The sequence below is a fragment of the Marinobacter gelidimuriae genome (genome assembly GCF_000372805.1).
GTDB lineage: Bacteria > Pseudomonadota > Gammaproteobacteria > Pseudomonadales > Oleiphilaceae > Marinobacter > Marinobacter gelidimuriae.
Genome location: NZ_KB889930.1, coordinates 65,070 through 89,728 on the forward strand (window position 1 = coordinate 65,070; position 24,659 = coordinate 89,728).

21 protein-coding genes and 2 pseudogenes are annotated in these 24,659 nt (G+C 55.1%); 9 read left to right on the forward strand and 14 right to left on the reverse strand.

Features of this window, described 5'->3' with window-relative positions; translation table 11 throughout:
- Positions 1-16: 16 nt before the first annotated feature.
- Genes dsrO through A3OI_RS0116500 form a run of 3 tightly spaced genes read left to right on the forward strand, consistent with a single transcriptional unit; the run spans position 17 to position 5,087 of the window.
- A complete protein-coding gene (dsrO, locus tag A3OI_RS0116490; RefSeq protein WP_018405346.1) occupies positions 17-835 on the forward strand; it encodes a sulfate reduction electron transfer complex DsrMKJOP subunit DsrO in 819 nt (272 codons plus the stop codon).
- On the forward strand, positions 816-1,925 hold the full coding sequence (gene nrfD / locus A3OI_RS0116495; protein WP_018405347.1) for an NrfD/PsrC family molybdoenzyme membrane anchor subunit: 1,110 nt from the start codon (positions 816-818) through the stop codon (positions 1,923-1,925). Before dsrO ends, nrfD begins: the two co-directional genes overlap by 20 nt.
- A 60-nt stretch (positions 1,926-1,985) precedes the next feature.
- Complete coding sequence (locus A3OI_RS0116500; protein ID WP_018405348.1) at positions 1,986-5,087, forward strand: molybdopterin-dependent oxidoreductase; 3,102 nt, start codon at positions 1,986-1,988, stop codon at positions 5,085-5,087.
- 273 nt (positions 5,088-5,360) lie between these two features.
- Here the strand turns inward: A3OI_RS0116500 and dsbG are convergent, their stop codons facing one another.
- Together dsbG and A3OI_RS0116515 are read right to left on the reverse strand one after the other, a co-directional pair.
- Entirely contained in the window at positions 5,361-6,203 is an 843-nt protein-coding gene (gene dsbG / locus A3OI_RS0116510) for a thiol:disulfide interchange protein DsbG (RefSeq protein WP_018405350.1), read from the reverse strand.
- Between the two features lie 39 nt (positions 6,204-6,242).
- Entirely contained in the window at positions 6,243-7,055 is an 813-nt protein-coding gene (locus A3OI_RS0116515; protein WP_018405351.1) for a TlpA disulfide reductase family protein, read from the reverse strand.
- A 538-nt stretch (positions 7,056-7,593) separates the two neighbouring features.
- Here A3OI_RS0116515 and A3OI_RS22880 point away from each other — a divergent pair.
- The 4 genes from A3OI_RS22880 to A3OI_RS0116535 all read left to right on the forward strand — a co-directional run bounded on the left by A3OI_RS22880 (position 7,594) and on the right by A3OI_RS0116535 (position 10,296).
- Complete coding sequence (locus A3OI_RS22880) at positions 7,594-7,824, forward strand: hypothetical protein (protein WP_177313728.1); 231 nt, start codon at positions 7,594-7,596, stop codon at positions 7,822-7,824.
- Between the two features lie 14 nt (positions 7,825-7,838).
- Positions 7,839-8,621: a substrate-binding periplasmic protein gene (locus A3OI_RS0116525; protein ID WP_018405353.1), complete on the forward strand. Its 783-nt coding sequence runs from the start codon at positions 7,839-7,841 to the stop codon at positions 8,619-8,621.
- A 156-nt stretch (positions 8,622-8,777) separates the two neighbouring features.
- Positions 8,778-9,692, forward strand: coding sequence for an AEC family transporter (locus A3OI_RS0116530; RefSeq protein ID WP_018405354.1), 915 nt, complete (start codon positions 8,778-8,780; stop codon positions 9,690-9,692).
- 88 nt (positions 9,693-9,780) lie between these two features.
- On the forward strand, positions 9,781-10,296 hold the full coding sequence (locus A3OI_RS0116535) for a CIA30 family protein (protein WP_018405355.1): 516 nt from the start codon (positions 9,781-9,783) through the stop codon (positions 10,294-10,296).
- Positions 10,297-10,348: 52 nt separating this feature from the next.
- Here the strand turns inward: A3OI_RS0116535 and A3OI_RS0116540 are convergent, their stop codons facing one another.
- The 6 genes and pseudogenes from A3OI_RS0116540 to A3OI_RS24730 form a co-directional block, all read right to left on the reverse strand.
- Positions 10,349-10,795: a YaiI/YqxD family protein gene (locus A3OI_RS0116540; protein WP_018405356.1), complete on the reverse strand. Its 447-nt coding sequence runs from the start codon at positions 10,793-10,795 to the stop codon at positions 10,349-10,351.
- Between the two features lie 109 nt (positions 10,796-10,904).
- Entirely contained in the window at positions 10,905-12,065 is a 1,161-nt protein-coding gene (locus tag A3OI_RS0116545) for a Wadjet anti-phage system protein JetD domain-containing protein (RefSeq protein WP_018405357.1), read from the reverse strand.
- Positions 12,049-15,372: an ATP-binding protein gene (locus tag A3OI_RS0116550; protein WP_018405358.1), complete on the reverse strand. Its 3,324-nt coding sequence runs from the start codon at positions 15,370-15,372 to the stop codon at positions 12,049-12,051. The genes A3OI_RS0116545 and A3OI_RS0116550 overlap by 17 nt, the downstream gene beginning before the upstream one ends.
- Positions 15,369-16,100, reverse strand: a complete 732-nt coding sequence (locus A3OI_RS0116555; RefSeq protein ID WP_018405359.1) for a DUF4194 domain-containing protein — start codon at positions 16,098-16,100, stop codon at positions 15,369-15,371. Before A3OI_RS0116555 ends, A3OI_RS0116550 begins: the two co-directional genes overlap by 4 nt.
- Positions 16,101-16,104: 4 nt before the next feature.
- Positions 16,105-17,601 carry a DUF3375 domain-containing protein gene (locus A3OI_RS0116560; RefSeq protein ID WP_018405360.1) on the reverse strand — a complete coding sequence of 499 codons (1,497 nt, stop codon included), beginning with the start codon at positions 17,599-17,601 and terminating at the stop codon, positions 16,105-16,107.
- A 124-nt stretch (positions 17,602-17,725) separates the two neighbouring features.
- A pseudogene (locus A3OI_RS24730) lies at positions 17,726-18,136 on the reverse strand (RES family NAD+ phosphorylase); the annotation flags it as partial.
- Positions 18,137-18,271: 135 nt separating this feature from the next.
- Here A3OI_RS24730 and A3OI_RS0116570 point away from each other — a divergent pair.
- The gene (locus tag A3OI_RS0116570) at positions 18,272-18,865 is read left to right on the forward strand and encodes an EAL domain-containing protein (RefSeq protein ID WP_018405362.1); all 594 of its coding nucleotides are present in this window, start codon (positions 18,272-18,274) and stop codon (positions 18,863-18,865) included.
- Positions 18,866-19,172: 307 nt separating this feature from the next.
- Here A3OI_RS0116570 and A3OI_RS0116575 read toward each other — a convergent pair whose 3' ends face one another.
- The 6 genes and pseudogenes from A3OI_RS0116575 to A3OI_RS0116600 all read right to left on the reverse strand — a co-directional run bounded on the left by A3OI_RS0116575 (position 19,173) and on the right by A3OI_RS0116600 (position 23,772).
- A complete protein-coding gene (locus A3OI_RS0116575) occupies positions 19,173-19,376 on the reverse strand; it encodes a hypothetical protein (protein WP_018405363.1) in 204 nt (67 codons plus the stop codon).
- A 143-nt stretch (positions 19,377-19,519) separates the two neighbouring features.
- Complete coding sequence (locus tag A3OI_RS23470) at positions 19,520-19,675, reverse strand: hypothetical protein (protein ID WP_218185847.1); 156 nt, start codon at positions 19,673-19,675, stop codon at positions 19,520-19,522.
- Positions 19,676-19,700: 25 nt separating this feature from the next.
- The gene (locus A3OI_RS23475; RefSeq protein ID WP_026224260.1) at positions 19,701-19,904 is read right to left on the reverse strand and encodes a hypothetical protein; all 204 of its coding nucleotides are present in this window, start codon (positions 19,902-19,904) and stop codon (positions 19,701-19,703) included.
- 199 nt (positions 19,905-20,103) lie between these two features.
- Positions 20,104-21,345, reverse strand: a pseudogene (locus tag A3OI_RS20615) (NAD-dependent succinate-semialdehyde dehydrogenase); the annotation flags it as partial.
- Positions 21,346-22,569, reverse strand: a complete 1,224-nt coding sequence (locus A3OI_RS0116595; protein WP_018405365.1) for a CaiB/BaiF CoA transferase family protein — start codon at positions 22,567-22,569, stop codon at positions 21,346-21,348.
- A 24-nt stretch (positions 22,570-22,593) separates the two neighbouring features.
- The gene (locus A3OI_RS0116600; protein ID WP_018405366.1) at positions 22,594-23,772 is read right to left on the reverse strand and encodes an acyl-CoA dehydrogenase; all 1,179 of its coding nucleotides are present in this window, start codon (positions 23,770-23,772) and stop codon (positions 22,594-22,596) included.
- 271 nt (positions 23,773-24,043) lie between these two features.
- Here A3OI_RS0116600 and A3OI_RS0116605 point away from each other — a divergent pair, with 271 nt between their 5' ends.
- Complete coding sequence (locus A3OI_RS0116605; RefSeq protein WP_018405367.1) at positions 24,044-24,580, forward strand: TRAP transporter small permease subunit; 537 nt, start codon at positions 24,044-24,046, stop codon at positions 24,578-24,580.
- Positions 24,581-24,659: the final 79 nt, after the last annotated feature.

Consider the following 24,659-nt stretch of genomic DNA (forward strand, 5'->3'; position numbering starts at 1 on the left):
AACCGCTGGAGAATCCATGGACACCATGCGCCGAGCCCTGCTGGGGCAAATGACCAAGCTCACCGTGGGTGCCGCTCTAGTGCCGCTGAGCAGCATTGCTTCTGCGGGCATTAACGACCAACCCCCAAGGCGCGAAGGCGATCCTGCCAAACGCTACCAACCCCCAAGGCGCGAAGGCGATCCTGCCAAACGCTACGCCATGCTGATTGACCTGCGCGCCTGTATTGGCTGCCAGGCCTGCACTGTGTCGTGCCACATTGAAAACGAGGTGCCATTGGGCAGCTTCCGCACTATTGTGTCCCAGTACGAAGTGGAGCACGAAGACAGCGGCGACATAGCCACATTCATGTTGCCGCGGCTATGCAACCACTGTGACTCACCCCCCTGTGTGCCGGTGTGTCCGGTGCAAGCCACCTTCCAGCGTGAAGACGGCATTGTGGTGGTGGATAACGATGTTTGCGTGGGTTGCGGCTACTGCGTGCAAGCCTGCCCGTACGACGCCCGCTTTATCAACGAACACACCCAAACCGCCGACAAGTGCACCTTTTGCGCCCACCGCTTGGACGTAGGTTTGTTGCCGGCTTGTGTGGAATCCTGCGTGGGCGGTGCCCGCATTATTGGCGACATTCGTGACCCAAACAGCCAGATCAGCCAGATGATTGATGAACACTCAAAAGAACTGATGGTATTGAAACCCGAGCAGGGCACCTCTCCCCATGTGTTCTATCTGGGTATGGATGACCGTTTCATATCACGCCCCGACGCCAAGCCGGCACTCTGGGATGTCCGCGACCCACAAGGTGAGGAGATGGGCTATGAATTCCATGGTCATTGAGGTTTTAACACCGCGCTACGCCATGGCCTGGTATCCCTGGGCGGTGCAGTATTTTTTTATGATCGCCATTTCCTACTCGGCGTTGATGCTGACCGTGCCTGGTTTGCTGCTGGGCAAACAGCGGTTTTTACCGTTGGCTAAAATTGCCCTGCTGGTCAGCGTTAGCTGCACTCTGGTGGGCCCGGTAGCCCTGTTGGCAGACTTGCACCAGCCGCTAAGGTTCTGGCACTTCTACACCAACATCACGCCCTGGTCCTGGATGTCTATTGGCAGTTTATTGTTGCCGTTGTACCTGATGCTAGTGGTGGCTTACGCATGGCTGGCCTGGCGCCCCGCCATGCAGGAACAGGCGCAAGGTGAAGGCTGGATGGCCAGGCTGTCCGGTTGGATTGCCCTGGGCCAGTGGCACGCTCCGCGTTGGTTGCTGGTGCTGGCTGGTCTAGGCGCGCTGGTGTTTTCGTTTGGCATCATGCTCTACACCGGCGCCGAAGTGGCGGTTCTTCAATCCCGTCCGCTGTGGCACACCGAGTGGCTACCAGTGATGTTTGTGATCACCGGGCTGATTGCCGCGGCGGGTTTGGTATTGCTGCTGAACCGGTTGATGACCGGCAACGACGAAGACGTGAACCGCCAGGGCCTGACGGTGATCTTTGTTGGCATGATACTGGCGGCGGTGGTCGCGGCCCTGTGGCTGGCCGAGGGCATTACCGGTTATAGCCCGTCGGTTCAGCAAGCCTTTGCATCCATTAAAAACTCGCCCCAGTGGACCGCCGCCGCGGTGTGGGGCTTGTTGGCCGGTATTGCGCTGGCGCTGTCGGCAGCGGTGGTGCTGAAAAAGCAGGTTTGGCTAGGTGGCGCCTGGCTGGTGGGATTACTGGCGCTGCACGTAGGCTGGACCTTCCGCTGGATGGTGCTGATGGAAGTGCAAACCGTAGCCAAAAACACGGCTGGTTACTACCAATACGCCCTAGAAGCCGGTTCTTACGGATTTATGGGCATTATCGGCACCTTTGGCCTGTGGCTGGCGGTTCTGTTGATTATCGACATTCTGGTGCCGTGGAAAAAAGGCATGCAGGTGCGTGCACACTGATTTTCGGCGCCGGCTGCCGCCGCAATAACGGTCGCAGCCGGCGCCCTGAGGAGTTTAGAAATGGACAAGAATCGTCGTAATCTGATCAAAGGTGCTGCCGCCGCAGGCGGTATTGCAGCGTTTGGGGCCGGTTACTACGGCCCGCTGGAAAAAATGGGTAAAGGCCTGATTAACGGCACCGCCGGTAAAAAAACCGCTGATCGCCTGCATGGCAACAGCCTGGCGCCAGAATACAGCGTAGACCCGCAAACCGGGGAGATTACACTCAATCAGGACCAGCGCATCGCGTTTACCGTGTGCTACGGCTGCACCACCAAGTGCGGCGTGCGGGTGCGTATTGATAACAATGAGGAAAAAGTTCTGCGGGTGTCTGGTAATCCTTACCATCCGCTGTCTGCAGACGAGCATCTGGACGAAGATATTCCGGTGCTGGACGCTTTGAGAGGACTAAGCAGTTTTCAGGATCAGGGCCAGCTGAACCGCTCTACCGCCTGTGCTCGCGGCAACGCAGCCATGGCCCAGCTCACCAGCGACAATCGGGTGTTGCAGTGCCTGAAGCGGGTGGGTCCTCGCGGTAGTGGTCAGTGGCAGACCGTTTCATTCGAGCAGCTGCTGGACGAGATTGTGGAAGGCGGTGACCTGTTTGCGGAAGGCGCGGTAGATGGCCTGCGCGCCATTCGCGACGTTGAAACCCCGCTGGACGCCAACAACCCCGAATACGGTCCCAAAGCCAACCAGCTGCTGATGATGGAGGCCACCGACTACGGCCGTTCCGCGCTGCTTAAGCGTTTCGCCTTTAACGCCTTTGGTACCCGCAACTACGGCCATCATGGCGCTTATTGTGGCCTGGCGTTCCGCATGGGTTCTGGCGCGCTGATGAACGATCTGGCTAAATACGCCCACGTGAAACCAGACCTCGCCAATACAAAATTTGCCCTGTTTATTGGTACCGCACCCAGCCAGGCCGGTAACCCGTTCAAGCGTCAGGGCCGCTTGCTGGCGCAAGCCCGTAGTACTGGCTCTTTGGAATACGTGGTGGTAGACCCGGCCCTGAACGCGGCCGCATCCCACGCCGCCAGCGATCGCAACCGTTGGATTTCCATTCTGCCGGGCACCGACACCGCGCTGGCCATGGGCCTGATTCGCTGGATGCTGGAAAATAACGGCTACGCGGCGGATTACCTGGCACTGCCGGGCAACACCGCGGCCAACGCCGCCGGCGAAGCAGGGCACAGCAATGCCACCCACCTGGTGATTGATGACGACAGCCACCCACGGGCCGGCCACTTTCTGCGTTTGTCTGACCTTGGCCAGGCCGAAGCAGGATCTGAAAGCGATCACCCTGTGGTGGTCAATAACGCCGGCGATCTTGAAAGCGCCGAAGCCGCCAGCCGCGGGCAGTTGTTTGTGGAGCGCCAGGTAGATACCGCGGATGGCACCACCACCGTGCGTAGCTCGCTGTTTAAACTGCGCCAACAGGCCCAAGCGTACAGTATTGAAGAATACGCCGACTACTGTGGCATAGAGGCAGGTACCATAAAGGCCCTGGCTAAGCGCTTTGCCCGTTTTGGCCGCCAGGCCGCAGCGGACGTTCACGGCGGCATGATGTCCGGTTCCGGCTTTTACGCCTCCTGGGGCGTGAATATGCTCAACCTGCTGGCCGGCAGTTACAACCACAAAGGCGGCGTGGCCGTGGGTGGTGGCAAGTACAACGGCATGGGCAGTGGCCCGCGCTACGATCTGGACGGCTTCCCCGGCAAGATCGGCCCCAAGGGCGTGTTTTTGTCACGCTCACGCTTCCCTTATGAAAAGACGTCTGAATACAAGCGCCATGTGGCCAACGGTGAATCGCCGTATCCGGCCAAAGCCCCCTGGCGCAAGCTGGCACCGCCGATTCTGACCGAGCACCTGTTATCCGGTATTGACGGCTACCCGTATCACATCAAAGCGATGATCGGGGTAATGGCAAACCCGTTGTACGGCCAGGCGGGCCTGACCGAGATGATTGAAAGCAAGCTGAAAGATCCGAAAAACATTGGCTTGTACGTGGCTGTGGACGGTTTTATCAACGAAACCAACCGTTACGCGGATTACATTGTGCCGGATTCGGTAATGTACGAAGTCTGGGGCTTCACCGGCGCCTGGAGTGGCACCGTGACCAAAATGACCACCGCCTGCTGGCCGGTGGTTGAGCCACGCCAGGCAAAAACCGCCGCCGGTGAGCCGGTCAGCATGGACAGCTTTTTTATCGAGTTGGCCAAACGGCTTGATTTGCCGGGCTTTGGCGACAACGCCATCACTGGCGCCGACGGCAAGAGTTACCCGTTAAACCGTGCTGAAGACTACTATTTAAGGGCGGCGGCGAACATTGCGCTGGCAGGTAAACCACTGGCAGATGCCTCCGCAGAGGACATCCACGCATCCGGCATTGAGCCGTTAATGGAGCGCTTGCAAGGCACTCTGACGGCAGACGAAGTGGGCCCGGTGGCGCACCTGTACTCCCGCGGCGGTCGCTTCGAGAAAATGGAAAAGGCCTACAATGGGCAGAAACTGGGCAATACCTGGAATCGCCCATTGTGCGTGTACAACGAAGAGGTAGGCACCACCATCGACAGTTACAGCGGTAAACGCCTGGTGGGTACGCCTATGTTTCATCCGCCCAGGTTCTGGGACGGCTCGGCGCTGCGGGATCACTTTACCCAGGAAGACTGGCCGCTGTTGGCGTTCTCGTTCAAGTCCAACCTGATGAACTCTTATTCCATTGGTCTGGAACGGCTGCGCATGATCAAACCTTATAACCCGGTACTGCTGCACTATAAAGATGCCGAAAAATACGGTGTGAAACACGGTGACGCCATCGCCATCGAAAGTCCCGGTGGCAAGGTGATTGCCTTGGCTCTGGTGGGTGAGCACGTACACCAGGGTGCTTTGGGCATTGAGCACGGCTATGGCCATCGCGAACTGGGCGCGGGTACTCATGTGATTGATGGCGAGAAGCGCCCGGGCAATGAATACCTGGGCGCTGGCGTGAACCTGAACGATCTGGGCTTTGCCGACCCCACCCGTAAAAGCGGCACCGCCACCTGGCTGGAAAACGTCAGTGGCGCCTCGGTGCGCCAGGGTTTGCCGGTGCGTATCAGCGTGGTGAACGATCTGATCTGATAGATTTAACGCGGTGCTGGTACAAAAGGCAGAGCTTCGGCTCTGCCTTTTGCATTTTTAAAACGGGTGAGTGCCGTGTTACCGCATGGCTTTCAGGCCTTTGGCCCATTTCTCCAGCTCGGCCAGCAGGTCAGTGGCAGACGGGTCAATCAGCTCGTTGAAATGAAACACTTTGAACCTATCTATCAAACCTAGACTGCTTGCGGATCAGGGGCAAACAACAAGCCGTATCAAAGTACGGCTCACTGACGATAAAACACCACTGCAAAACCATCAGGGCTGGGCGCTTCCCATCACCGCCGGCATGTCTTCAGGGCGGGGTAAGCCTTGCTGCATCTGGATGTCGCCATTTTCGTCTTTGTAATAGGTGCTGGGGGTGGCGCTCAGCCCCAGTTCGCCCATCAAACGGTTATTGGCGGTGATGCGTTTGTTGTTGGCACTGACCAGCTGGCGGTTCACCTCTATGCCACCGTTGTTGTAACTTTGCTGGTTGTCGCGCAGCGCGGCCTGGGGGTCGTCTGCGCCCAGAATAGTAGCGGCTTTGGGCAGGCTATCCTCGCGCAGTATGCCCACCATCACGTGGCGCAGCTGCACCTTGCCGGAATCAATCCAGGGTTCTGCAGCCTGACGGAAGCGGTGGCAGTAAGGGCAGTTGGGGTCGGTAAAGGTATACACGATGACCGGCGCATCGGCGCTGCCATCAAGTACCCAGGCGCTGTCTTCCATTTGTGCCCAGGCCTTTTGATTCAGCGGCCCTTGTACCAGTTCCTGGATTTTTGGCTCTGTGAGGTTGTTGCCGTTGGCGTTCAGCATCGGGCCCACAATAATATGGTCGCCGTCAGGAGTCAGGTAAAACGCGACTGGCCGACCCTGCATATCGCCGGCGTAGCCGGTCAGGCCACCGGGTGCGTCGAAACTGTCGGCAATGGTTACGCCGCGGTCAATCAACAGCTGCACCGCAGGTGGGTAGCTGTCCTGGGCGAAAGCGGTGCTACTAACGCCCAGAGTGGCTGCGGCCAAAGCCGACACTAACAATGGTTGCCAGCGGCCCGATGTCCGCAGTGCAAGTGCGCGAGCTGTATAGGTGGCGCTTGTAGAGGTAACGGGTGAAGCCATGGCGGTTTCTCCTTAAGTGTCAGATAGGTTGGTTACGGCTCAAGGAGCCTTAAACGGCTCGAGCCTGCGGGCCAGCGTGGCATTGGACAACTCGCCCATGTGGGCATTTACCTGGCGGCCTTCTGCGTTATAGAACAGGGTAGTGGGTAGGCCGTGGCTGCCTGTATTGCGGCCCAGACTGCCACCGAAATCGGTCATCAGGTTATTCAGGGTTAAGCCCTGCTCTTGCATGAAACGGCGAATCGTTTCCGGTTGCTCACCCTGATTTACAAACACAAAGGCAACACCGGGATTGTCTTTCTGCGCCTGCTCCAACACGGGCATTTCGCGAATGCAGGGCGGACACCAGGTGGCCCACAGATTCACCACCATGGGCGTGCCCGGCGCCAGTTCAGACAATTGTACGGGCTTGCCGTCAAGCGTGGCGAGGCTGGCCTGGGGCAAGCTGGCGGTTTGTTGTTCCATCAGGGCGATGAGCCCGGCAATGGCGCCCCAGCTGATCAGGCCCGCTGTCATGGCAATGGCCAGTGGGCGGCGTATTCGCGCGTGCCGGCGCATACGCCAGGCGATAAAAACCAAGGCTCCGGCAATACCGGCCAGTACACTGAAACCGCCATCGCGAATATCAATAATGCCCAGCAGGTCATCGCGATAGTATTCAAAATAAAGCGCAACAAAGCCAATGCGCGCGGTCAGCAGGGCCACCAGAAAAATATCCGCTAGAGTGCCGGCGATGGGGACACCTTCTTTACGCCCGGCTATAGCACCGGTTATCAGCGCCACTACGAAGGCGAATATCAGCAGCAGATGGCCCATGGGCAAGCTAAGTGGCCCCAGATTCACGGAAAGCATCCTTACTCCTTAAAAATGACAGCAGTTGGCGCGTTGTGACTCGCAACGGAGCGGGGAGTTCCCTGCTGGATACAGTCGCCTTTAGCTGAAGCACTATTACAATAGTGAAAACACTGAGTTGACGATTCACAGCGCTGGCCCCATATTAGCGATTGAACTTGTGAGACACTCCCATGCACCCACGCCATTCCCAAGCTTTGCTGCCAGCCGCCCGCTTCGGTTACGGGTTGTTAGCGTTGCTGCTGGCGGCTGGCAGCCAAGTGGTGGTTTTTCATCCTGTTGCCGCGTATGTTGTTCGCCATCACCCCAGCTTCTGGCCCCTTCTGCGGGCTCCTCCTCTAGCTTAATACCATAACGACTGTTTTTCGCACTGCCCGAAATTCCCGTTATTACGTCTGCCCGCTGCTGTTAAAGCTGCCGGCAGGGGTCGCCTGTGAGGATGTGCCATGAAATCTTTGAAAGCCCGAGCTCTGGTTTATGGCTTGGTTATACTGTTAGGCCTGTTAGCTGCGCTTACAGCACTATTCTGGATTCCAACGTGACCACGCTGATTGCCATCAGCCTGCTGTTTATGTTCGGTAGCGGCCCGGTCCGCGGTTTTGCCGTCACCATTGGCATTGGTTTGTTGACGTCGATGTTCACGGCCATTGCGGTCACCCGCTTGTTGATGGAATGGCGGGTGCGGGCCATGGGTTGCAATCAGCAGTGGTTACGGTGTCCAATTCCAACGTACTTAAGGTGCAACTTGTGCGCCAAAACCAGCCAGTGATAAGGACATGTTGAATGCCGACCGCCATGAATTCTCTGACCGCTCGTGCTGTGAAAGGAATTAGCTACGGCTTATTGTCGCTGCTGTTATTCAGCGCGGCGGCGACCGCTGTAGGTGCGGAGAAACTGTACATTTTTACTGAAAAATACCCGCCCTATAACGACACCTTTTCTGGCAAAGCGGTTGCCCATAATGAAGACGACATCACCGGTATTTGCACTGACATGGTCAAAGCCGCACTGGCTCGGGTTGATTATGATTACATGATGAAAATGCGGGCCTGGAATTACGCGTACAACTGGGTTCAGGGCCGAAAAAATCACGCTTTGTTTTGTACCGCAAAAACCGACGAGCGTGCCAATCAGTTCCAGTGGGTGGGCCCGCTGGCGTCCATTCAGTGGACTTTGTTCGCGGCTCCGGATTCTGACATAACCCTGAATTCGCTGAACGACGCCAAAGACCTGCAGATTGCCGGTTACAAAGGCGATGTCATGTCGGATTATTTAACCGCTCAGGGCTTTAACGTGATTATGGCAGCCTCGGGTGAGGTTAATACCCGCCGCCTGGTGCTGGGCCAGGCTGATCTTTGGGTAACGGACGGTTTGGTTGGCCCGCTGGTGGCCAAGAAAGAATTTGGTGTTAGCGGCCTGAAGCCGGTTCTTACGTTCCGTGAAACGCCCATGTACCTGGCGTTCAGCAATGAAACCGACCCGGCCATTGTGGCAGACCTGCAGCAAGCGCTGGACGAAGCCCGCGCCGCGGGTGAACTGGAGCGTATTGTACAGCGTTACCAGTAAACAGCAGGATGCCCGGCTGAACGTCAACTGCGGCTATCCTTTGCTGTGATGCGCGCCTGGATAACAACCTTATTCACGATAGCCGAAGCACCGGTTGTTCTGCCCGTAAAACTATAGCAAGCTTTGCATTAGTTTTTTCCTTCACAGGGCTGGGCAATGAACGTTTTCTTCAATGCATTGGTGCCGGTTGTTCTGCTGATTACCCTAGGGCACCTTTTTCGCCGCTGGAATTTCCCCGGGCCTGAATTCTGGCCCCAGGCAGAACGCTTTACCTATTACGTTCTGTTTCCCGCCATGCTGGTGTACAAGCTGGGGCAGGCGCACGTAGCACCGTCGGTTTACGCGGATGTTGCAGTTTTGGTTGGTGTAACACTGGCATCCATGACTCTGATACTGGTTATTATCCAACGCTTCTGGCGCTGGAGTGGCCCAGTATTCTCGTCGGTGTTTCAGGGCGCCACCCGCTTCAATTCCTACGTCGCACTGGCGGCGGGGGGTATGCTGCTGGGCGATGAGGGCCTGGCGCTGACCGCCATCGTGATGGCTATTATGGTGCCCATGCTGAATCTGCTGTGCATCGTTATGTTTTCGCTGACGACTGCTGGCCAGCGGATACAGCTTCTGCCCGTGCTGCGGATGATCATTACCAACCCATTGATTGTCGGATCGCTGTTGGGTATTACCTGGAGTTACTTTGAGTTGGGCTTTCACCCGCTGTTGGCAGGCACCCTTGGGCCACTGAGCAGCCTGGCCTTGCCTATGGGCCTGATGACGGTGGGTGCTGGCCTGCAACTGAACGTGTTGCGCGGCGCTTCGATGCCGTTTGTGATGTCGTCAATTCTTAAGTTACTGGTGATGCCTGTGATTGCCGCGGGCATCGGCTACGTTCTGGGCTTTGAACTCTTGCTGGTGCAGGTCATGATTCTGCTGGCAGCCTTGCCCACAGCCACCTCGGCTTATATTCTTGCGCGCCAGCTGGGCGGTGATGCACCGCTGATGGCCGGTATCATCAGCGGGCAAACCCTGTTGGCCGTGTTGTCTATTCCGCTGGTTCTTAATTTCCTCTGGTAGGATGACGTGGTTTATTTGATGCTGACGATGGTGGCTGACATAGGTGCAGTTTTTGCGTTTTAATGATTTTGTTAGGAGGCGCGAGGCAATGAATACAAAAGCAGACAGTGGTTACACCTTGGTGGATTTTTCTGCGACCTCGCCCGCGCCTGAGTGGTACGCGGTTAACGACGGCGTCATGGGTGGCGAATCCCGCGGGGGACCAGAAATTGTGGATGGCCAGCTGGTTTTTTCCGGACAGATATCGCTGGAGAACAACGGTGGTTTTTCGTCGGTGAAAAGCAGTGGCCACCAGTTTGACGTGAGTGCCTTTCATTCGCTGCGACTGCGGGTGAAAGGCGATGGTCGCAGTTACCAGCTCAGACTTTATATCGACGCCCGTTATGGCCATTCACCCATTGCCTATACCGCCGAGTTTCCGACACTCGCAGGCGAGTGGACGGAGCCGGTTATACCGATTGCCCAGTTGAGCCCGCGTTTTCGTGGCCGCGCGCTTTCCGGCCCACCTCTGGATGTTGAACAGGTAGAAGCCATTGGCTTGCTACTGGGCGACAAGCGCGCGGGTGCGTTCGAGTTACGGGTTGAGTGGATCAGGGCGGAATAAGCCCGCCCACACTATTGTGTGGGCATCATACGGTAAAGTTTTCGATAAACAACTATCGATTGCGTTGCAGCCAGCGGTCCAGTTTGTCCGCAAATTCTTTGCGGTCGCTCGGGCCGAAGGGCGCCGGGCCGCCGGTAACCTGGCCGGCGTTGCGCATCTCTTCCATAAAATTGCGTATTGCCAGGCGTTGGCGAATATTCTCTTTGGTGAATGCCTGGCCTCTGGGGTTGAATACGTCTGCCCCCTTTTCAATGGCTTCTGCGGCCAGGGGGATATCTTGTGTGATCACCAAATCCCCGGCTTTAAGTTGATCCATAATTTCATTGTCTGCCACGTCAAACCCCTGCATTACTTGGCGGGTGTGAACAAACGGACCCGGTGGCAATGGAACAACGTGGTTGGCAATGAACGTGGTTTGTACCTTCCAGCGCGCTGCCGCGCGACAGATAATGTCGCGAATGGGCACCGGGCAGGCGTCGGCATCAACCCAGATGGACATAGCAGGCTCCTGAGTGTGTGAACGTTATAGGTGAGTGGTTTAGATAGATTGCCAAATTTATTCTAATCCGAGGAAGATCACTTTGCAGAAAAATAAACCTGTTCCGGCGTCATACAGCGCTTCGGGCCCAATCTGCAACGGTGCGACTCACAGTAGATTGTGGGAGAAATTCCTGTTCTAGCCGTCCTTTTATAGAATTCGATAGCTGATCATAAAGTCTTACTTCATCGAATGTCAGCCCCGTCGCGGGTATTGTTTCTGCTCGTTGTGGTTCTGGAACTGCTCTCCCATCCGAAAAAAACTCAAATGTGGCCTGGTCCATTAACAAGGCTTGCAGCTCGGGTTGGTGCAGTCTGGCGCGAGCCAGCATGGTTAAACCCCATGTGTCGATGTCTCCCCAGTACGCAATCTTTTTTTTCTTCAGCCACGCTACGCGCATCCACGTTAAATTAAGCCCTGCGCCCAGTATGGCTATTGTGTTTTCAAGCTTTGGGAGTTGATGAAGGCAGCGTTCGTTTTCAATGATTAAAATGGCTGTGCCCGGCAATGCTTTTTGTATGAGTTCCTGTGCTCTGATTCGGAGTTGTGAAAAAGGCAGCAGTTGGCCATCAAGATCGACAATCAGCAGCCAATGGTGACCCTCATCTTCCGCGTTCAGGAAGGCTTCCAGCCCCTGCTCGTTCACTTGGCCATCGAACAGGATATCCAGCATCTGGATAATGAGTTGGCGGTTGCGTTCAAAAAACTTGCTGTCGATTCCAGCCACCGACAATGCCCTGAGAGGTTTGCCTTCAGCGCAACCCGGAGTCAAACGGGAAGTCAGTCTGGCTGCCTGAATTACCTCGTTTTCTGGTTTGTCGAGCACCAGGCGGCGCTTGCGAATGATAGTAGGAAGAAAGCGTTCCTCTATTGTTGATATTTCCGATGCCAGTCTTCTAAGACATTGATACTCAAACCGAACTTCGGAGTTATTTGTTGCCTCAACCCAATCACTGGGTGAATGCAGAATCCAGGTTAGGGGGACGTCAATGTCTTCACTTGCGTTGCGAAAGCGCTGGGGCTGCCACTCAACTTTCCCTGCGCTCACGCTGCGCCAACGCTGGAGGTGCTGGCGTACTTTGTTGAGATCTTCTGTGATTGCCCGACCGCTCGGTTTGCCAATCGAAAGCCGAAGCGGCCAGCTATTAGCGCTGAGGAGGCGCTGTTCCCGAAGGTCGGCGTTTTGCCATTGCCTGGCGAGTTTTATGGCCAGGTCAGCCGGGGATTTCATCGAGTTTCCGAGTCATTTTTTCAGCGGCGGTCTCGAGTTCTTCCCAGCTCAGGGAGGTCAGCGTTGCTTGCATGTCTTTGCGGTGAACCAATACCGCCGAGCGGGTGTGGGCTCGAAGCAGCCGCATTTCTTTGTTGGGTGTCACAAACAGTGGGTGTAAGCCAAACTCGTTGAGCGCTGAGATAATTCGACCAGCTACGGCGTGCGAACTTTTTGAAAATGCTTCATCCAGAACAATAGTGCCAAACAAAGGTTGGGTAGTGCCGTCTGGGCACAGGGCATAACTTAACGATGCCGTCAGGATGTAGCTGGCGATGATTTCTTTTTCACCACCGCTGCCGCCTTGGGAGCCGGTTCGAGTTTCGATAACCTTTGCGGTTTCCCGGTCCAGCACCGAAACGGCAAATTGCAGACGGTAACGCGGGTCTAGCAGGGCGCGCGCGCCGACGGTGCGTTTGTTGTCGCTGGCGTCGCGGAGTAATGCAACCATGTTTTCCAAGGCCAGAAAATGGCTTTCGCCCAGGTCGTCCTTCAAGGCATTAGCCCTTAACTGGCGTTGGGCTTTTTCCAGGGTGCGCAGGGTTTCGTGGGTGACGCGCCTGGGCTCAAGTTTCAGATATCGGCCGGGCTGAAAGTCTACCCGCCTCAAAGTTTCATTAAGATCTGCGATGCGCTCTTCAATAACCGCGACTTCGTTCTGGATGTGGGCAAGTAGTTGAGTAACGCCTTGATCAGATGACTGGTTCAGGTAGTTCAGGAAACGCTCCAGCTTTTCGGGCAAGGCTTCTTCCTCAAGAACCCTCAGCCTTTCCAGATATTCGGGTATATCGCGAATCTCACTGCCGGTTTCCGCGAGCGCGCCGGTGTCGATTGTCTTAGCTTTTTCCATGAACTGGGTAAGGTTCAATTCGTATCCTTGTACCTTTTTGTTCAGGGCTTTGATGTGTTTATCCAGCCGGTCGCGTTCAGCGCGTTCCAGCGGATCCAGTTTTTCATTTTGATCTGATCCGGGCGTGGTGAAGTGTTTGTTGGCCAACGTCTGTTCTTCATTTGTCAGCCCCTTGCCGATTCGCTCCAGCATCTCCGCGCAGCGGGCGATCGCCGTCTTTCGCTTTTCCTCCAGAACGCCGCAATGAACGCGCTCTGCGGCAAGCTCCTGCTGTATGTTCTCGAGTCTGTTATTAACCTGTTCGTATTCTCGCCGGGCCCTTTCAACATCGGAATCGGGCGCTGTCAGCATTTCAAGACGCGCGCAGAGTTCTTTCAGCTCGGCTTCTGCGCTCGGCAGATCAATGTCGTTAAAGCGGGTGTCGGTGAGCCTGGCGTTCAGATCAATGTTCACCTTGGTATCGCGCAGGGTCTTCTGCGCAGCGGTCAAATCATGTTGAGTCTGGAGCTCATTGTGCTTGTTCTGGCTAAGCTCCTGAGCCAGCGCAGCCAGTCGATCCCGATTATCGAAACCGGTCATCCAATCTTTGTCTAGCCGCTGATTGTCGCGCTTTTCAAAAAAGCCGCGTTTGCCGGACATCAAACCTTGTACGGTTATGCCGTGTGGCGTTTCGCGCAAGTCTTCGGGGGCGGCTACGCAGTGACGATCAATGCCCGCCAGTAAGTGCTTAAGCGCTTCGCGATTGGGGTGGGGTTTGAAGTTCAGCTTGTGGGTAAAGCCATCGTCCATAAATTGTGCCGGTGCTTGTGGTGTTCGTGCGTCCAGCAAGCGTACGTGAAGGCGATTGTCACGATGGTTGATCCAGTCCAGCGCTGTTTTCATGGCGGCAGGTGGCACTAAAAGCCGCAGCCGATGGCCCCCGAGAGCACGCTCTATGGCTCCGCGCCAGGCCTTTTGCTCAAGCTTTACTTCCACCAGCTCAGCGACAAAAGGCAGGCTTTCGTCTGGAAGATTCAGCGCCGCTGCTAATTCACTGCGAAACTCCTGAAATCGACCTTCGATGTTGGAGCCGGGGCGGGCCTTGATGCGTTGCATTTCGTTTTCGAGTTCGGTGATGCTATCCGTGGATTTACGGTGCTCTATCCCCAGCTGCAGAACGGTTTCGCCCTGTTCGTCTTGCAAGGAGGCCAGTATTTTTTGCTGTTCTGCGCATGCCTGCTGGTTGGCTGCCAGTGCTTCGGATGTCAGCTGCTGCCGTAGACCAAGGCTTTTTGCCAACTTGAGATAGTCATTGGCGTAGCGTTTGCGTTCGTCTGCCCAGCGTTTCTGCAGGTCTATTTGCTCTTTCAACTGCTCAATGCTGGCACCACCGGCTTGTAAGTATATATCTTTGAGCGTTTCTGCTTTGCTTTTGAGCGTCCAGGCGCTTGTCGCAAGCGCCTGGACGCCAGAGTAGCCCTTATCAACCTGGCCCTTCAGCTCGCTCGCCTTGTTCGTCCAGAGTTGGTAGCCCGCCTGGGCAAACCAGGCTGGCAGCACCTCAAGCAGAGTTTGCTGTGTGCTGAGCTCTTCATGTGCCGCCTGATGGCTCTTGTGCGTCTCAGCAACCGGAGTCAGCGATTGGTACTGGCGCCGAGCTGTTTCCAGTTCGGCGTGAATAGCCGCCAGATTATCAAACTCGCCGGCTACTTCGCCGGCGCGATCGAATGCGGCACGGTCATCCAGCACCAGTTCCCGGAAGATTTCGTCAATACTGTTGAGTTGCTTGAGCCCGGCGGCGCGGTTCAGCAGAGTGAAGGCATTTTCGCCAACCTCGAAGAAACGCCGAACCTGAGCCAGATAGGCCTTCTTGCTCTCGTTGATCTGGATGCCGCTGATGTCTCTGACATGCTGCTTAAGTGCGGGGCCGCCACCTTCATGGTGAATCTTCAGCCAATCGTCCAGCCCATGGTCATCGCGCTCTGAAAAGAGCCAAAGCCGTTTTAAATCGCTGGCGGCGGAGCTGCTGCCCTCAACCCAGAACAGGGCGCCGATACGGACAGCTTTTTCACCATTGTGGAAGCGGGCAGAAACGCCCGTCACGGTTTTACCGGGGCGGGCAATGTGGCTGTTGTCCCCGGAGTTGTTACCGGCACCGGAAACGCCGCGAATATAGGAGATTAGGTCGCGGTCACTCTCATGCCCTCCGGTGGACGCCAGGTTGTAGCGCGGCTGGTGGGTTAGCAGCGTCATTAGCGCATCCACCAAGGTGGTTTTCCCGCTTCCAGTGGGGCCAATAATAGCAGTGCCCCTTGGGTCCAGGTCCGCGCAGTGACGACCGCCAAACGGGCCCCAGTTATAAAGTTCGAGGTGGGTAAGAATGAACGTGGACGAGGGCCTGACCTCAACGGCAAACATGTCATTTTGCGCCAGTGTCATGGGGTTTTCCCTCCGGCGCCAGCGCCCTGGCCCGCTAGCTTGCGAAAGTGATGTAACAGATTCTGCAAGTTTTCAGGATTCGCCAGGTGGGTAATGATGGGCCTGATAATCACTCGCTCGCTGGTGTCGATGTCCGAGACGATGCCATGATTTTTCAGATTATCCAGCAGGTTTCGCAAACGTTTCTGCTCGCGCGCGTCACTGCCTGTGTCGCCAAGGTATAATTGCATCTGGGGCAACAACTCATCCAGCTCGATTACCGCATCGCTGGCACCGATGCCTGATTCTTGCTCATGGGCGATGAAATGCTGCCGCAGAATCGCAATGAGCAGTGATTGTTCCATCGTCAGGCGCTGTCGGCGCATCAGAGGATGAGACCATTCGTCGTTTTCTTCAGAGAAAAGCTGATCCGACACCACCAGAAAAGCCAGGCCGCGTATGTCATCAATTTTTAGATTCAAATCCAGCGGTTCAAGAATGTTATTGATGGCTGCCGTCTGGTTAATGGCTACCTCGTAGAGATTGGGCTTCCGATCCGCCTCGATCAGACCGTATTTGAGCAGTTCCTGCGCGGCTGATTTTAGATTCGTAGAGGTATATCGAGCTGTCGATTCAGGGAGGCTCAGCGGGTCGGAATTGTTGACTGATTTGGACATCGCATCTTGGCCGTGCCCATCAGGGCCTGGATCTTCTGCCTTGGCGGTCAGGCGGTCAAAAATATCAGGCATCGCGTTATAGTTCCCAATCAATGGACTGCACGGCGGCTTGTGTCAGAGCCAGCTTCGGGGTGTAAAATCGCAGCGTTTTGCCACTGCTGTCCGTTATATCGACGGTTTCTTTTTCATCGGAAATCGCCACTTCTGCCTCCCGTGCCATGCTTAACCAAAGCGCGAGCGTTTCCAGGTCATGGGTTGGGGGCATGTGGCTGGCCAGATCGGCTATGCTCATGGGCTTACCAGTAACTTTGAGCAATTCTACGGTTTCCCAAAACAGCGCTTCCCGGTCGAGACCATCGAAGGCACGCCAAAAATCATCGTCTATGTCGTTCAGGTTTACACTCTGTTCTGCCAACTCCAGGCCCTTCGTCTCATCTTCATTCGCGGCTTTGAATCTCAGCTTCTCGACCAGCGGCAAACTGGGAATTGCTACGGCGATAGGGGGTAGGGGTGTTTCACTTTTTCGGATGGAGTGGCTGGACCAGTCGATCTCAAGCGCTGCGTTGAGAATTCCGTTCAGCAATTCCCCAACTCTGTGATTTTCCGCTGCCAACCCCGTTTTCAGAAAGCCTTTTACGTCACGTTCGCTGCGGGCTCGGGCCTTGATAACGGTTGCGGACTCCTGCACCAGGCGAATTACCAGCCAGCGTAAATCATCATGTTGTCGCCGGCTAAGGGCGTTATGTGCCGAGGGATGCTTGAGGATTTTGCGCAACCGCAGTTTCATGTTGTCGAGTTTTGTGGAGCGGCTGAGTTGGTCATGAAAACCGTGAAACACTTTGCCCTCGGCAGTTTCCAAAAGAGTGTCGTGGCCGTCCAGAAGCCGATCCACAATTTCGCCGCGGTGGTGCTGTTCGCTAACAATGGATTTGCGCAGGCGCCGGTCTGCGTCACGATAAGAGTCCTCAACTCGGCGGAAATCCGCGCGCAAGCTAGTGGCCAGGTTAAACACTTCGCGTATGCCTTCGGCTGCTGCAGCGCCTTCCAGCACTTTGAATTGTCCGGCCTCGACCTCGGCAAGTTCGAGCTCAAGATTTTTTATTTTTTGCCGGATGTGGTCGGCACGACTCTGTGCATCGGGGTTGAGCCGGACCTCGAGACTCTCGATTTCCCGCTGAACGGTCGCCAGACGGGATGCAGTTGATGTCATGATGCGTTCATCCAGACCCTCAACAAAAGCAAGCGCCTTTTGCAGTGCGTCAGTAGCGATCAGTTTACCTTCCCGCTCAATAATTAAACCGCGTCGAATCCAGGTGCGTAATTCCCGACGTGCTTCCCCGGCGGGGTCATCGGTTTTCAGACCAAATTCCTCATTATTCGCGTGCTGAGCCAGAATGTCGGTGAGTGCCTGCTGGGCGTCTTCAAAAAGGACATCAGTATGATTTTGCTCAAGCAGGGACTGCAGGCAGCTCAGAACCAGCGGGCCTCTGCTGGCAGACAGCAGCTTCCAGGCTGGGTGCTGGTGCCGGAACACCATGTACGCTTGGGTTCGGGCGTGCGTATTGTCATTCACGGGTATAGCTCCATAACGAGCTGGTATTTGACGTAAATACTAACATTCGAGCACGCTGGTCGCATTTGATAAGTTTATCCTGGGCTAAAAATGAGGTATCCAGCTTTCCTCGCCCCGGCTTTTTTTACGAAACAGGTCGGGGGATTCGACCCGAAACCAGAAAATGCGTAACGGGAAACTCTATGGCCGTAGACGAGCCATCGGGTTCGATCATCAGGATTGAGACTTTTTCTCGCATTGCGGAACCGATTGCCTGCGTAAACCGGTAGTCTGCAGGGCTTACAAGCTGATCGCGCACATCCTGCCAGTCTTGGGATTGCAGTTGCACCCCATTGTTCGTTTTTACAGAAAACTCAAAAATTGTGTGCTGTGATTTCAATGGTTTAGGGAACGGAATCTGCACGTGGTGAATAAACACGAACCGGTAAAAGGCGGTTTCCGCTAGTGCCGTTTTAGTATCCGCAGCTCCGTAGAACAGGCTTTTCTCGAAGGTTCTGCCAAAACGGGACCCATAATCCAGAGAGGGATAGCGGAAGGCGTTTTGAGCAGGTAGTGAAGATGATCAATAAAACTCGCCACCGCCGAGCGGGGCATCCCGATTTTCGTCTAACTCAGTCGAGATCTTAACAGCTTCACCCTTAGGCGAGAACTTGATGGCATTCGAGATTAAATGGGTGAGTGGGTTCTGCGTGAGGCGGGGCGTCAATTGAGTGTCTGGCAGGCTGCGGGGTTCACCGACGCGTGTGTTTCCGTCAATGTCTCCGCGATACAGTTACAGCGCCAAGACCTTGTCACGATTGTTGACCAGGTGTTGAAGGATAACGGGCTTCGCCCTTGGCAGCTGGAGCTCGAAATTACAGAAACCGCTCTGATGAGAATTCGGCCGGAAGTCATCGGCGATTTGAACGCAATGCGTCGAAAAGGTGTCACTATTTCACTGGACGATTTTGGTACCGGTTACTCTTCTTTGAGCCTTTTGCAGGAGTTGCCCATAGGCAAACTCAAAATCGATAAAAGCTTCGTGCGAGACATGCTTGTGGACCCGAAAGATGCAGCCATTGTTTCGGCTGTTCTGTTTATTGCTAAAAGTCTGGGGCTACAGTCAACCGCTGAGGGTGTCGAAACGCCCGAGCAAGCGGCTCGCTTGGCGGAGGAGGGGTGTGATCAACTTCAGGGCTACCTGCTATGCCGGCCGTTGCCGGTGGCAGAGATGACCGAGTTTTTGAAGAGCAGAAAAACCATTGAACTCCGCGAACAATACTGAAGACGCATTGATATTCGTTTGCACATAACAAAGTGGAGGACACTATTTCTAAAATAGTAACCTCGTCTTCAAGGCAGATTCAACGGCTTGAAAGGGAGTCCGGCGAAATTGCCGGTGTGCTCAAGGTAATTCAGTAAATTGCAGGTTAGCGCAATGAGCGGTCTTTCATAATACGCGGCACAACACCCAACAGTTTCGGAGCGGTTGCTTCATAGAGTTTGGCAACGGCAGCACGATCGTGTTTCGCTACGCGGCCAATCAGCGCGTTTCGCTTGGCGTTCGATGAGCTGATGCGTAGGTAATACGTTTAGGCTTCGCTTTTTTCCAATTCGCGCCTGTTGTCCCTGGCGGTAAAGGCCCAACCAACGGCGGCCAGTAACATCAAACCTGTGATGATTGGCGAGACATCGCCGAAGCTGACGACTGCCCCAATAACAGATGCTACAGACAGTATCGCCGATATCTTCCAAGAGTAAACACTGGTGCCACTCCCTCTTTCAGACATGCTCATGTTTTGCCTCCGGGAAAAGTCTCTACTATAGCCGGTTCGCAGCCATTAAGGGCAGCTCTTTGGCATAACGAAAACCGGCCATCACTGAAAAGATGTGATAACCGAATAGTTAATGCTGGAATGGCTTGTATAGGTGCGAGAGCTTAAGTCGCAAGCTCCGCAAGACATGCCTCGACGATTGCCAGGCCTTCGTCTAGCACCTCTTCTTCAATGGTGACCGGCATCAGGAAACGAAGTGTGTTGCCGTAAAAGCCACAGGCAATAAGGATTAATCCCTTCTCGCGCGCCAACTTGCACATGGCCGCCGTCAGTTCCGCGTTTGGTTTATCGGAATGCTGTGACCAGATCGAAGGCCGCCATAGAACCCAGGTGACGCACATTCTCAACACTGGCAAATTGCTCCTGCCATTGTGTGAAGCGCTGCCCAAGCTTCTCGCCCAGAGCCATGCTTCGCGCCAGAATGGCTTCTTCTTCGCTAACGCCAAGAGACGGCACCGGGTAGGGCGCACGGAACACGTTACCCTGCATAGGGAATCACGATCTGACACGTGTGCATCAGGTTTGCTACCTGGGCCTGTACCGCCGCCACATCCCAAATCACAGAATTCTCTGCACGATCCGCAAAGTGTGTGGCGGGGCTGGCCGCGCCGTTAGCGACATATTTGTTTTTAGTTCATTCAATTGCGCGTTGTTCATCAACTTTTTCCTTATCAGTCGGCAGCGGTGCTTAAAGACCGCCCACACACACGTATTTCAGCTCGGTAAACTCGTCTAGCCCGTGACGGGAACCTTCACGCCCAAGCCCAGACTCTTTTACTCCGCCGAAAGGCGCCAGCTCCGTTGAAAGAATACCTTCGTTCACGGCTACCATGCCGTACTCCAGCCCTTCCATAACGTGCCAGATACGCCGGTAATCTTTTGCGTAAAAGTAAGCGGCCAGGCCAGAGTTTGTGGCATTCGCCATAGCGATGGCCTGTTCGTCGGTGTCAAAGCGGAATACCGGTGCTAACGGACCAAAGGTCTCTTCCTGGGCCACACGCATGTCACTGGTGGCATCTGCAATGATGCTCGGCTCAAAGAAGGTGCCGCCCAGGGCATGGGCTTTGCCGCCGCATATTAACCGCCCGCCCTTTTCCAGTGCATCAGCAATATGTGCTTCGACTTTCTCAACCGCGGCCTGGTTGATCAGCGGCCCTTGCAACACACCTGCGTCCAATCCATTGCCAACTTTTAGCTGTTTGACGCGTGCTGCAAGCTTTTCGACGAAGGCGTCATAAACGCCGGACTGAACCAGAAAACGGTTGGTACAGACGCAAGTCTGCCCGGAATTTCTGTACTTTGAAGCAATGGCACCTTCTACCGCAGCATCAAGATCGGCATCATCAAACACGATAAAAGGCGCGTTGCCACCCAATTCCATAGACGCTTTTTTAACGGTACCCGCGCACTGGGCGAGTAGCTTTTTGCCAACCGCCGTAGAACCTGTGAACGAGAATTTGCGTACGCGGGGATCGGTGGTCAAGACATCGCCCACGGCGGCCGGCTGGCTGGCCGTGATCACGTTAATGACGCCGGCAGGAAACCCGGCAAGTTCCGCTAAACGAACAAGTGCCAAAGCTGTCAGGGGGGTCGCTTCTGCGGGTTTGATCACGACTGTGCAGCCTGCGGCTAACGCCGGGGCGCATTTGCGGGTAATCATCGCCAGCGGGAAGTTCCAGGGTGTTACCGCCGCGACCACGCCGATTGATTCCCGAAACACCAGAATACGCTTATCGACACCGTGGCTTTGCAAGGTTTCGCCAGCCATACGCTTTGCTTCTTCAGCGTAGAATTCCACGAAGGAGGCCCCGTAGGCAACCTCACCCCGTGACTCCACAATTGGCTTGCCTTGTTCCAAGGTCATCAGCCGGGCGAGGTCTTCCTGGTGAGCCATGATGGTTTCAAACCAAGCGCGCAAACGCTTTAGGCGCTAAACCACGCCCTTTGTTTTTAGCGCTTCTATCTCACTGGCGGACTTTTGCAGCACACGCTCAAGCACTGCGTCAGTGTCTTCCCCCAGCGTTGGCTGCGCTTTATGGTATTCAATCGTCGTTTTCGAGTACTTGATCGGATTGGCCACCCCTTTCACCGGGCCATGAGCGGAATCGAGTGTTATCTGCATTCCGCGCGCCTGGACTTGCGGATCATCGAATACCTGGGCGATATCCTGAATCGGACCGCAGGGTACGCCAATCTCGTTGAGAAGTACTGTCCACTGTTTGAGCGTGCGTGTTTTGGTTGCATTCTCTAACAGCTGGATAAGTTCGACGCGGTGTTTCACTCGTTCGGAGTTCGTTGCAAAACGCGCATCTTGGGCAAGCTCACTATGATTAATGATCTCGCAGAAGCGCTGAAATTGCCCATTATTTCCGATGGCAATAATGATCTGCTGGCCGTCAGAAGTGGGAAATGGCTGATAGGGCACGAGGTTGGGGTGGTAATCACCGGTGCGTACCGGGGGTTTGCCACTGCAGAAGTAGTTTTGCGCCTGATTGGCGAGCCAGCTCACCTGTACATCAAGCAGCGCTATATCGATATGCTGCCCTTCACCTGTTTGTGTTCGGTGGTACAACGCGCCCAGTATGGCGATGGTGGCGTTCATGCCGGTGGTTAAATCCGCGACTGCCACACCAACGCGTTTGGGGCCGGCGCCAGGCTGATCGTCTGCCGCACCGGTAATGCTCATTAGTCCGCCCTGGGCCTGAATCAGGTAATCGTAACCCGGCATTTCTGCCATAGGCCCGGTGTGCCCGAAGCCCGTGATCGAGCAATAGATCAAGCCTGGATTAAGCGCCGATAGCGTGGCGTAGTCCAACCCCTTCCTCGCAAGACCACCGCTTTTGAAGTTCTCGACCAGGATGTCGCTTTGGCAAGCGAGTTCGCGGATCAGCGCCTGACCTTCAGGTTGACTGATATCCACCGTTAGTGAATGTTTACCGCGATTGGCCGCGAGGTAATAAGCAGACTCGCGGGTTTCCTGACCATCTTCGGCCCGGAGCCAGGGCGGCCCCCAGTGGCGCGTATCATCGCCGCTATCGGGCTTTTCGATTTTGATGACCTCGGCCCCCATGTCCGCCAGAATCTGGGTCGTCCAGGGGCCAGCCAACACGCGGCTAAGATCAAGTACGCGCAACTCTTTTAAGGGACCTGCCATGGTGCACACCTGCCGTTAGAAAAATCAGAAAAAGGCTTGGAGTCCGGTTTGAGCCCGACCCAGAATCAGCGCATGTATGTCATGCGTGCCTTCATAGGTGTTGACCGATTCCAGATTCACCATGTGGCGGATCACGCCGTACTCATCCGACACGCCGTTGCCACCGTGCATATCACGGGACTGACGAGCGATGTCCAGTGCCTTGCCACAGTTATTGCGCTTGATCAGCGAAACCATCTCTGGTGCCCAGTTGCCGCTATCCATCAAGCGACCCACCTGCAACGCTGCCTGCAAGCCCAAGGTGATCTCGGTCTGCATGTCGGCGAGTTTTTTCTGAATCAATTGGTTAGCCGCCAGTGGACGTCCAAACTGCTTGCGGTCCAGGGTGTACTGACGCGCTGCGTGCCAGCAGAATTCAGCCGTGCCCATTACGCCCCAAGCGATACCGAAGCGGGCTTTGTTCAGGCAACCAAACGGGCCTTTCAGGCCGCTGACGTTCGGCAGCAAATTCTCTTCTGGTACAAACGCATTATCCAACACGATCTCGCCGGTAACAGACGCACGAAGAGACACTTTGCCTTCGATTTTCGGCGTACTGAATCCTGTAGTGCCTCGCTCGACGATAAAGCCTTTAATCTGGTTGTCATGGGCAGCGGATTTTGCCCATACCACTGCAATATCGGCAATCGGACTGTTGGTGATCCAGATTTTGGCGCCGGTGAGAGAATAGCCACCGTCCACTTTCACAGCACGGGTAATCATCGAGCCGGGGTCGGAACCGTGGTCTGGTTCTGTCAGACCGAAACAGCCAACGAGTTCGCCGCTGGCAAGTTTGGGCAAGTACTTGTGCTTCTGGTCTTCCAAGCCGTAGGCTTCGATGGGGTACATCACCAGCGATGACTGCACGCTCATGGCCGAGCGGTAGCCGGAGTCAACGCGCTCAACTTCGCGCGCAATCAATCCATAAGAAACGTGATTAACGCCCGAGCCACCGTATTCCGGTGATACCGTTGCACCCAACAAGCCGAGTTCGCCCATCTCGCTCATGATCTCGCGGTCAAAACGTTCCTCGCGAAATGCTGACAGAACACGCGGTTGGAGTTTTTCCTGGCAGTAGTCATGGGCAGCGTCGCGAATCTGGCGCTCTTCATCAGTCAACTGCTGTTCCAGCAATAGCGGGTCGTCCCAATTGAAATGGCTCATCGTCAAAACTCCTAAACAGATAACGGCGGTGGGTGGTGCAAGGAATACTTAAACAAAATATCGACATTTTGTCAAAACGTCAAAATATTTTAAGTGTGCGACATCCGTTTGGCATCCCCACTTTCGAATCGGCATAACATCATCCAGCTCTATTGCCACGGTACTGCAGAAGCGTCCCTTCCCATCTGGAAAGAAGAAGCTGCCCGCTCTGAGCGCAACGCCCGCGCCGTGGAAATCCTGATCCAGAACGCCAAAGTGAAAGGCCGTCTCAGTGAGTAAGATTACCCGCTATCTTCGTTTCCAGGATGGGCTTTCCGAATGGGTCGGCCGAGCCACCTCCTGGCTAACGTTAGGTATCATCGGTGTACTGCTGTATGAAGTTGCTTCTCGCTATATTTTCAACGCCCCCACCGTGTGGGGGCACGAGCTGGCAACGATGTTTTTCGGCGCGTTGAGCATTCTGGCCGGAAGTTATACGTTGCTTCATCGACAGCATGTGTGCAGCGACGTTATCTATCGTTTATTTCCGGTGCGTGGGCAGGCCTTTTGCGACGTGATCGTGTTTACGTTAGGTATTCTCATTTTGGCTGTTTTTTTCAAAATGGCTGCGGAGTTCGCATACCGCTCATGGCTGATAGGCGAGTACTCCAACAGCAGCATATGGCGCCCATTGGTATGGCCCATCAAAGCAACAATCCCTGTTGCTGTTGGACTTTTGATCCTGCAGTCCATAGCAGAGCTTGTTCGTGCCTTAGTCCGCCTTTCGGGCGTGCCTTTTGACGACCCGAGAATTGACACGGGCGAATAGTAAAGGCTCCCTCGGTAAGACAGGCAACGCGATGATGTTAAATTGTGACGCAATAAGAAACACATTCAGGTATACCCTG

Coding starts and splice junctions, on each gene's coding strand:
- A3OI_RS0116530 (WP_018405354.1), top strand. CDS start 8,778: ATGAACGTTTTCTTCAATGCATTGGTGCCGGTTGTTCTGCTGATTACC.
- A3OI_RS0116555 (WP_018405359.1), bottom strand. CDS start 16,100: ATGCCTGATATTTTTGACCGCCTGACCGCCAAGGCAGAAGATCCAGGC.
- A3OI_RS0116575 (WP_018405363.1), bottom strand. CDS start 19,376: ATGAGCATGTCTGAAAGAGGGAGTGGCACCAGTGTTTACTCTTGGAAG.
- dsbG (WP_018405350.1), bottom strand. CDS start 6,203: ATGGCTTCACCCGTTACCTCTACAAGCGCCACCTATACAGCTCGCGCA.
- nrfD (WP_018405347.1), top strand. CDS start 816: ATGAATTCCATGGTCATTGAGGTTTTAACACCGCGCTACGCCATGGCC.
- A3OI_RS0116545 (WP_018405357.1), bottom strand. CDS start 12,065: ATGAAATCCCCGGCTGACCTGGCCATAAAACTCGCCAGGCAATGGCAA.
- A3OI_RS0116525 (WP_018405353.1), top strand. CDS start 7,839: ATGCCGACCGCCATGAATTCTCTGACCGCTCGTGCTGTGAAAGGAATT.
- A3OI_RS0116595 (WP_018405365.1), bottom strand. CDS start 22,569: ATGGCAGGTCCCTTAAAAGAGTTGCGCGTACTTGATCTTAGCCGCGTG.
- A3OI_RS0116540 (WP_018405356.1), bottom strand. CDS start 10,795: ATGTCCATCTGGGTTGATGCCGACGCCTGCCCGGTGCCCATTCGCGAC.
- dsrO (WP_018405346.1), top strand. CDS start 17: ATGGACACCATGCGCCGAGCCCTGCTGGGGCAAATGACCAAGCTCACC.
- A3OI_RS0116600 (WP_018405366.1), bottom strand. CDS start 23,772: ATGAGCCATTTCAATTGGGACGACCCGCTATTGCTGGAACAGCAGTTG.
- A3OI_RS23470 (WP_218185847.1), bottom strand. CDS start 19,675: ATGTGCAAGTTGGCGCGCGAGAAGGGATTAATCCTTATTGCCTGTGGC.
- A3OI_RS0116500 (WP_018405348.1), top strand. CDS start 1,986: ATGGACAAGAATCGTCGTAATCTGATCAAAGGTGCTGCCGCCGCAGGC.
- A3OI_RS0116570 (WP_018405362.1), top strand. CDS start 18,272: ATGGGTGAGTGGGTTCTGCGTGAGGCGGGGCGTCAATTGAGTGTCTGG.
- A3OI_RS23475 (WP_026224260.1), bottom strand. CDS start 19,904: ATGCAGGGTAACGTGTTCCGTGCGCCCTACCCGGTGCCGTCTCTTGGC.
- A3OI_RS0116550 (WP_018405358.1), bottom strand. CDS start 15,372: ATGACACTGGCGCAAAATGACATGTTTGCCGTTGAGGTCAGGCCCTCG.
- A3OI_RS0116515 (WP_018405351.1), bottom strand. CDS start 7,055: ATGCTTTCCGTGAATCTGGGGCCACTTAGCTTGCCCATGGGCCATCTG.
- A3OI_RS0116535 (WP_018405355.1), top strand. CDS start 9,781: ATGAATACAAAAGCAGACAGTGGTTACACCTTGGTGGATTTTTCTGCG.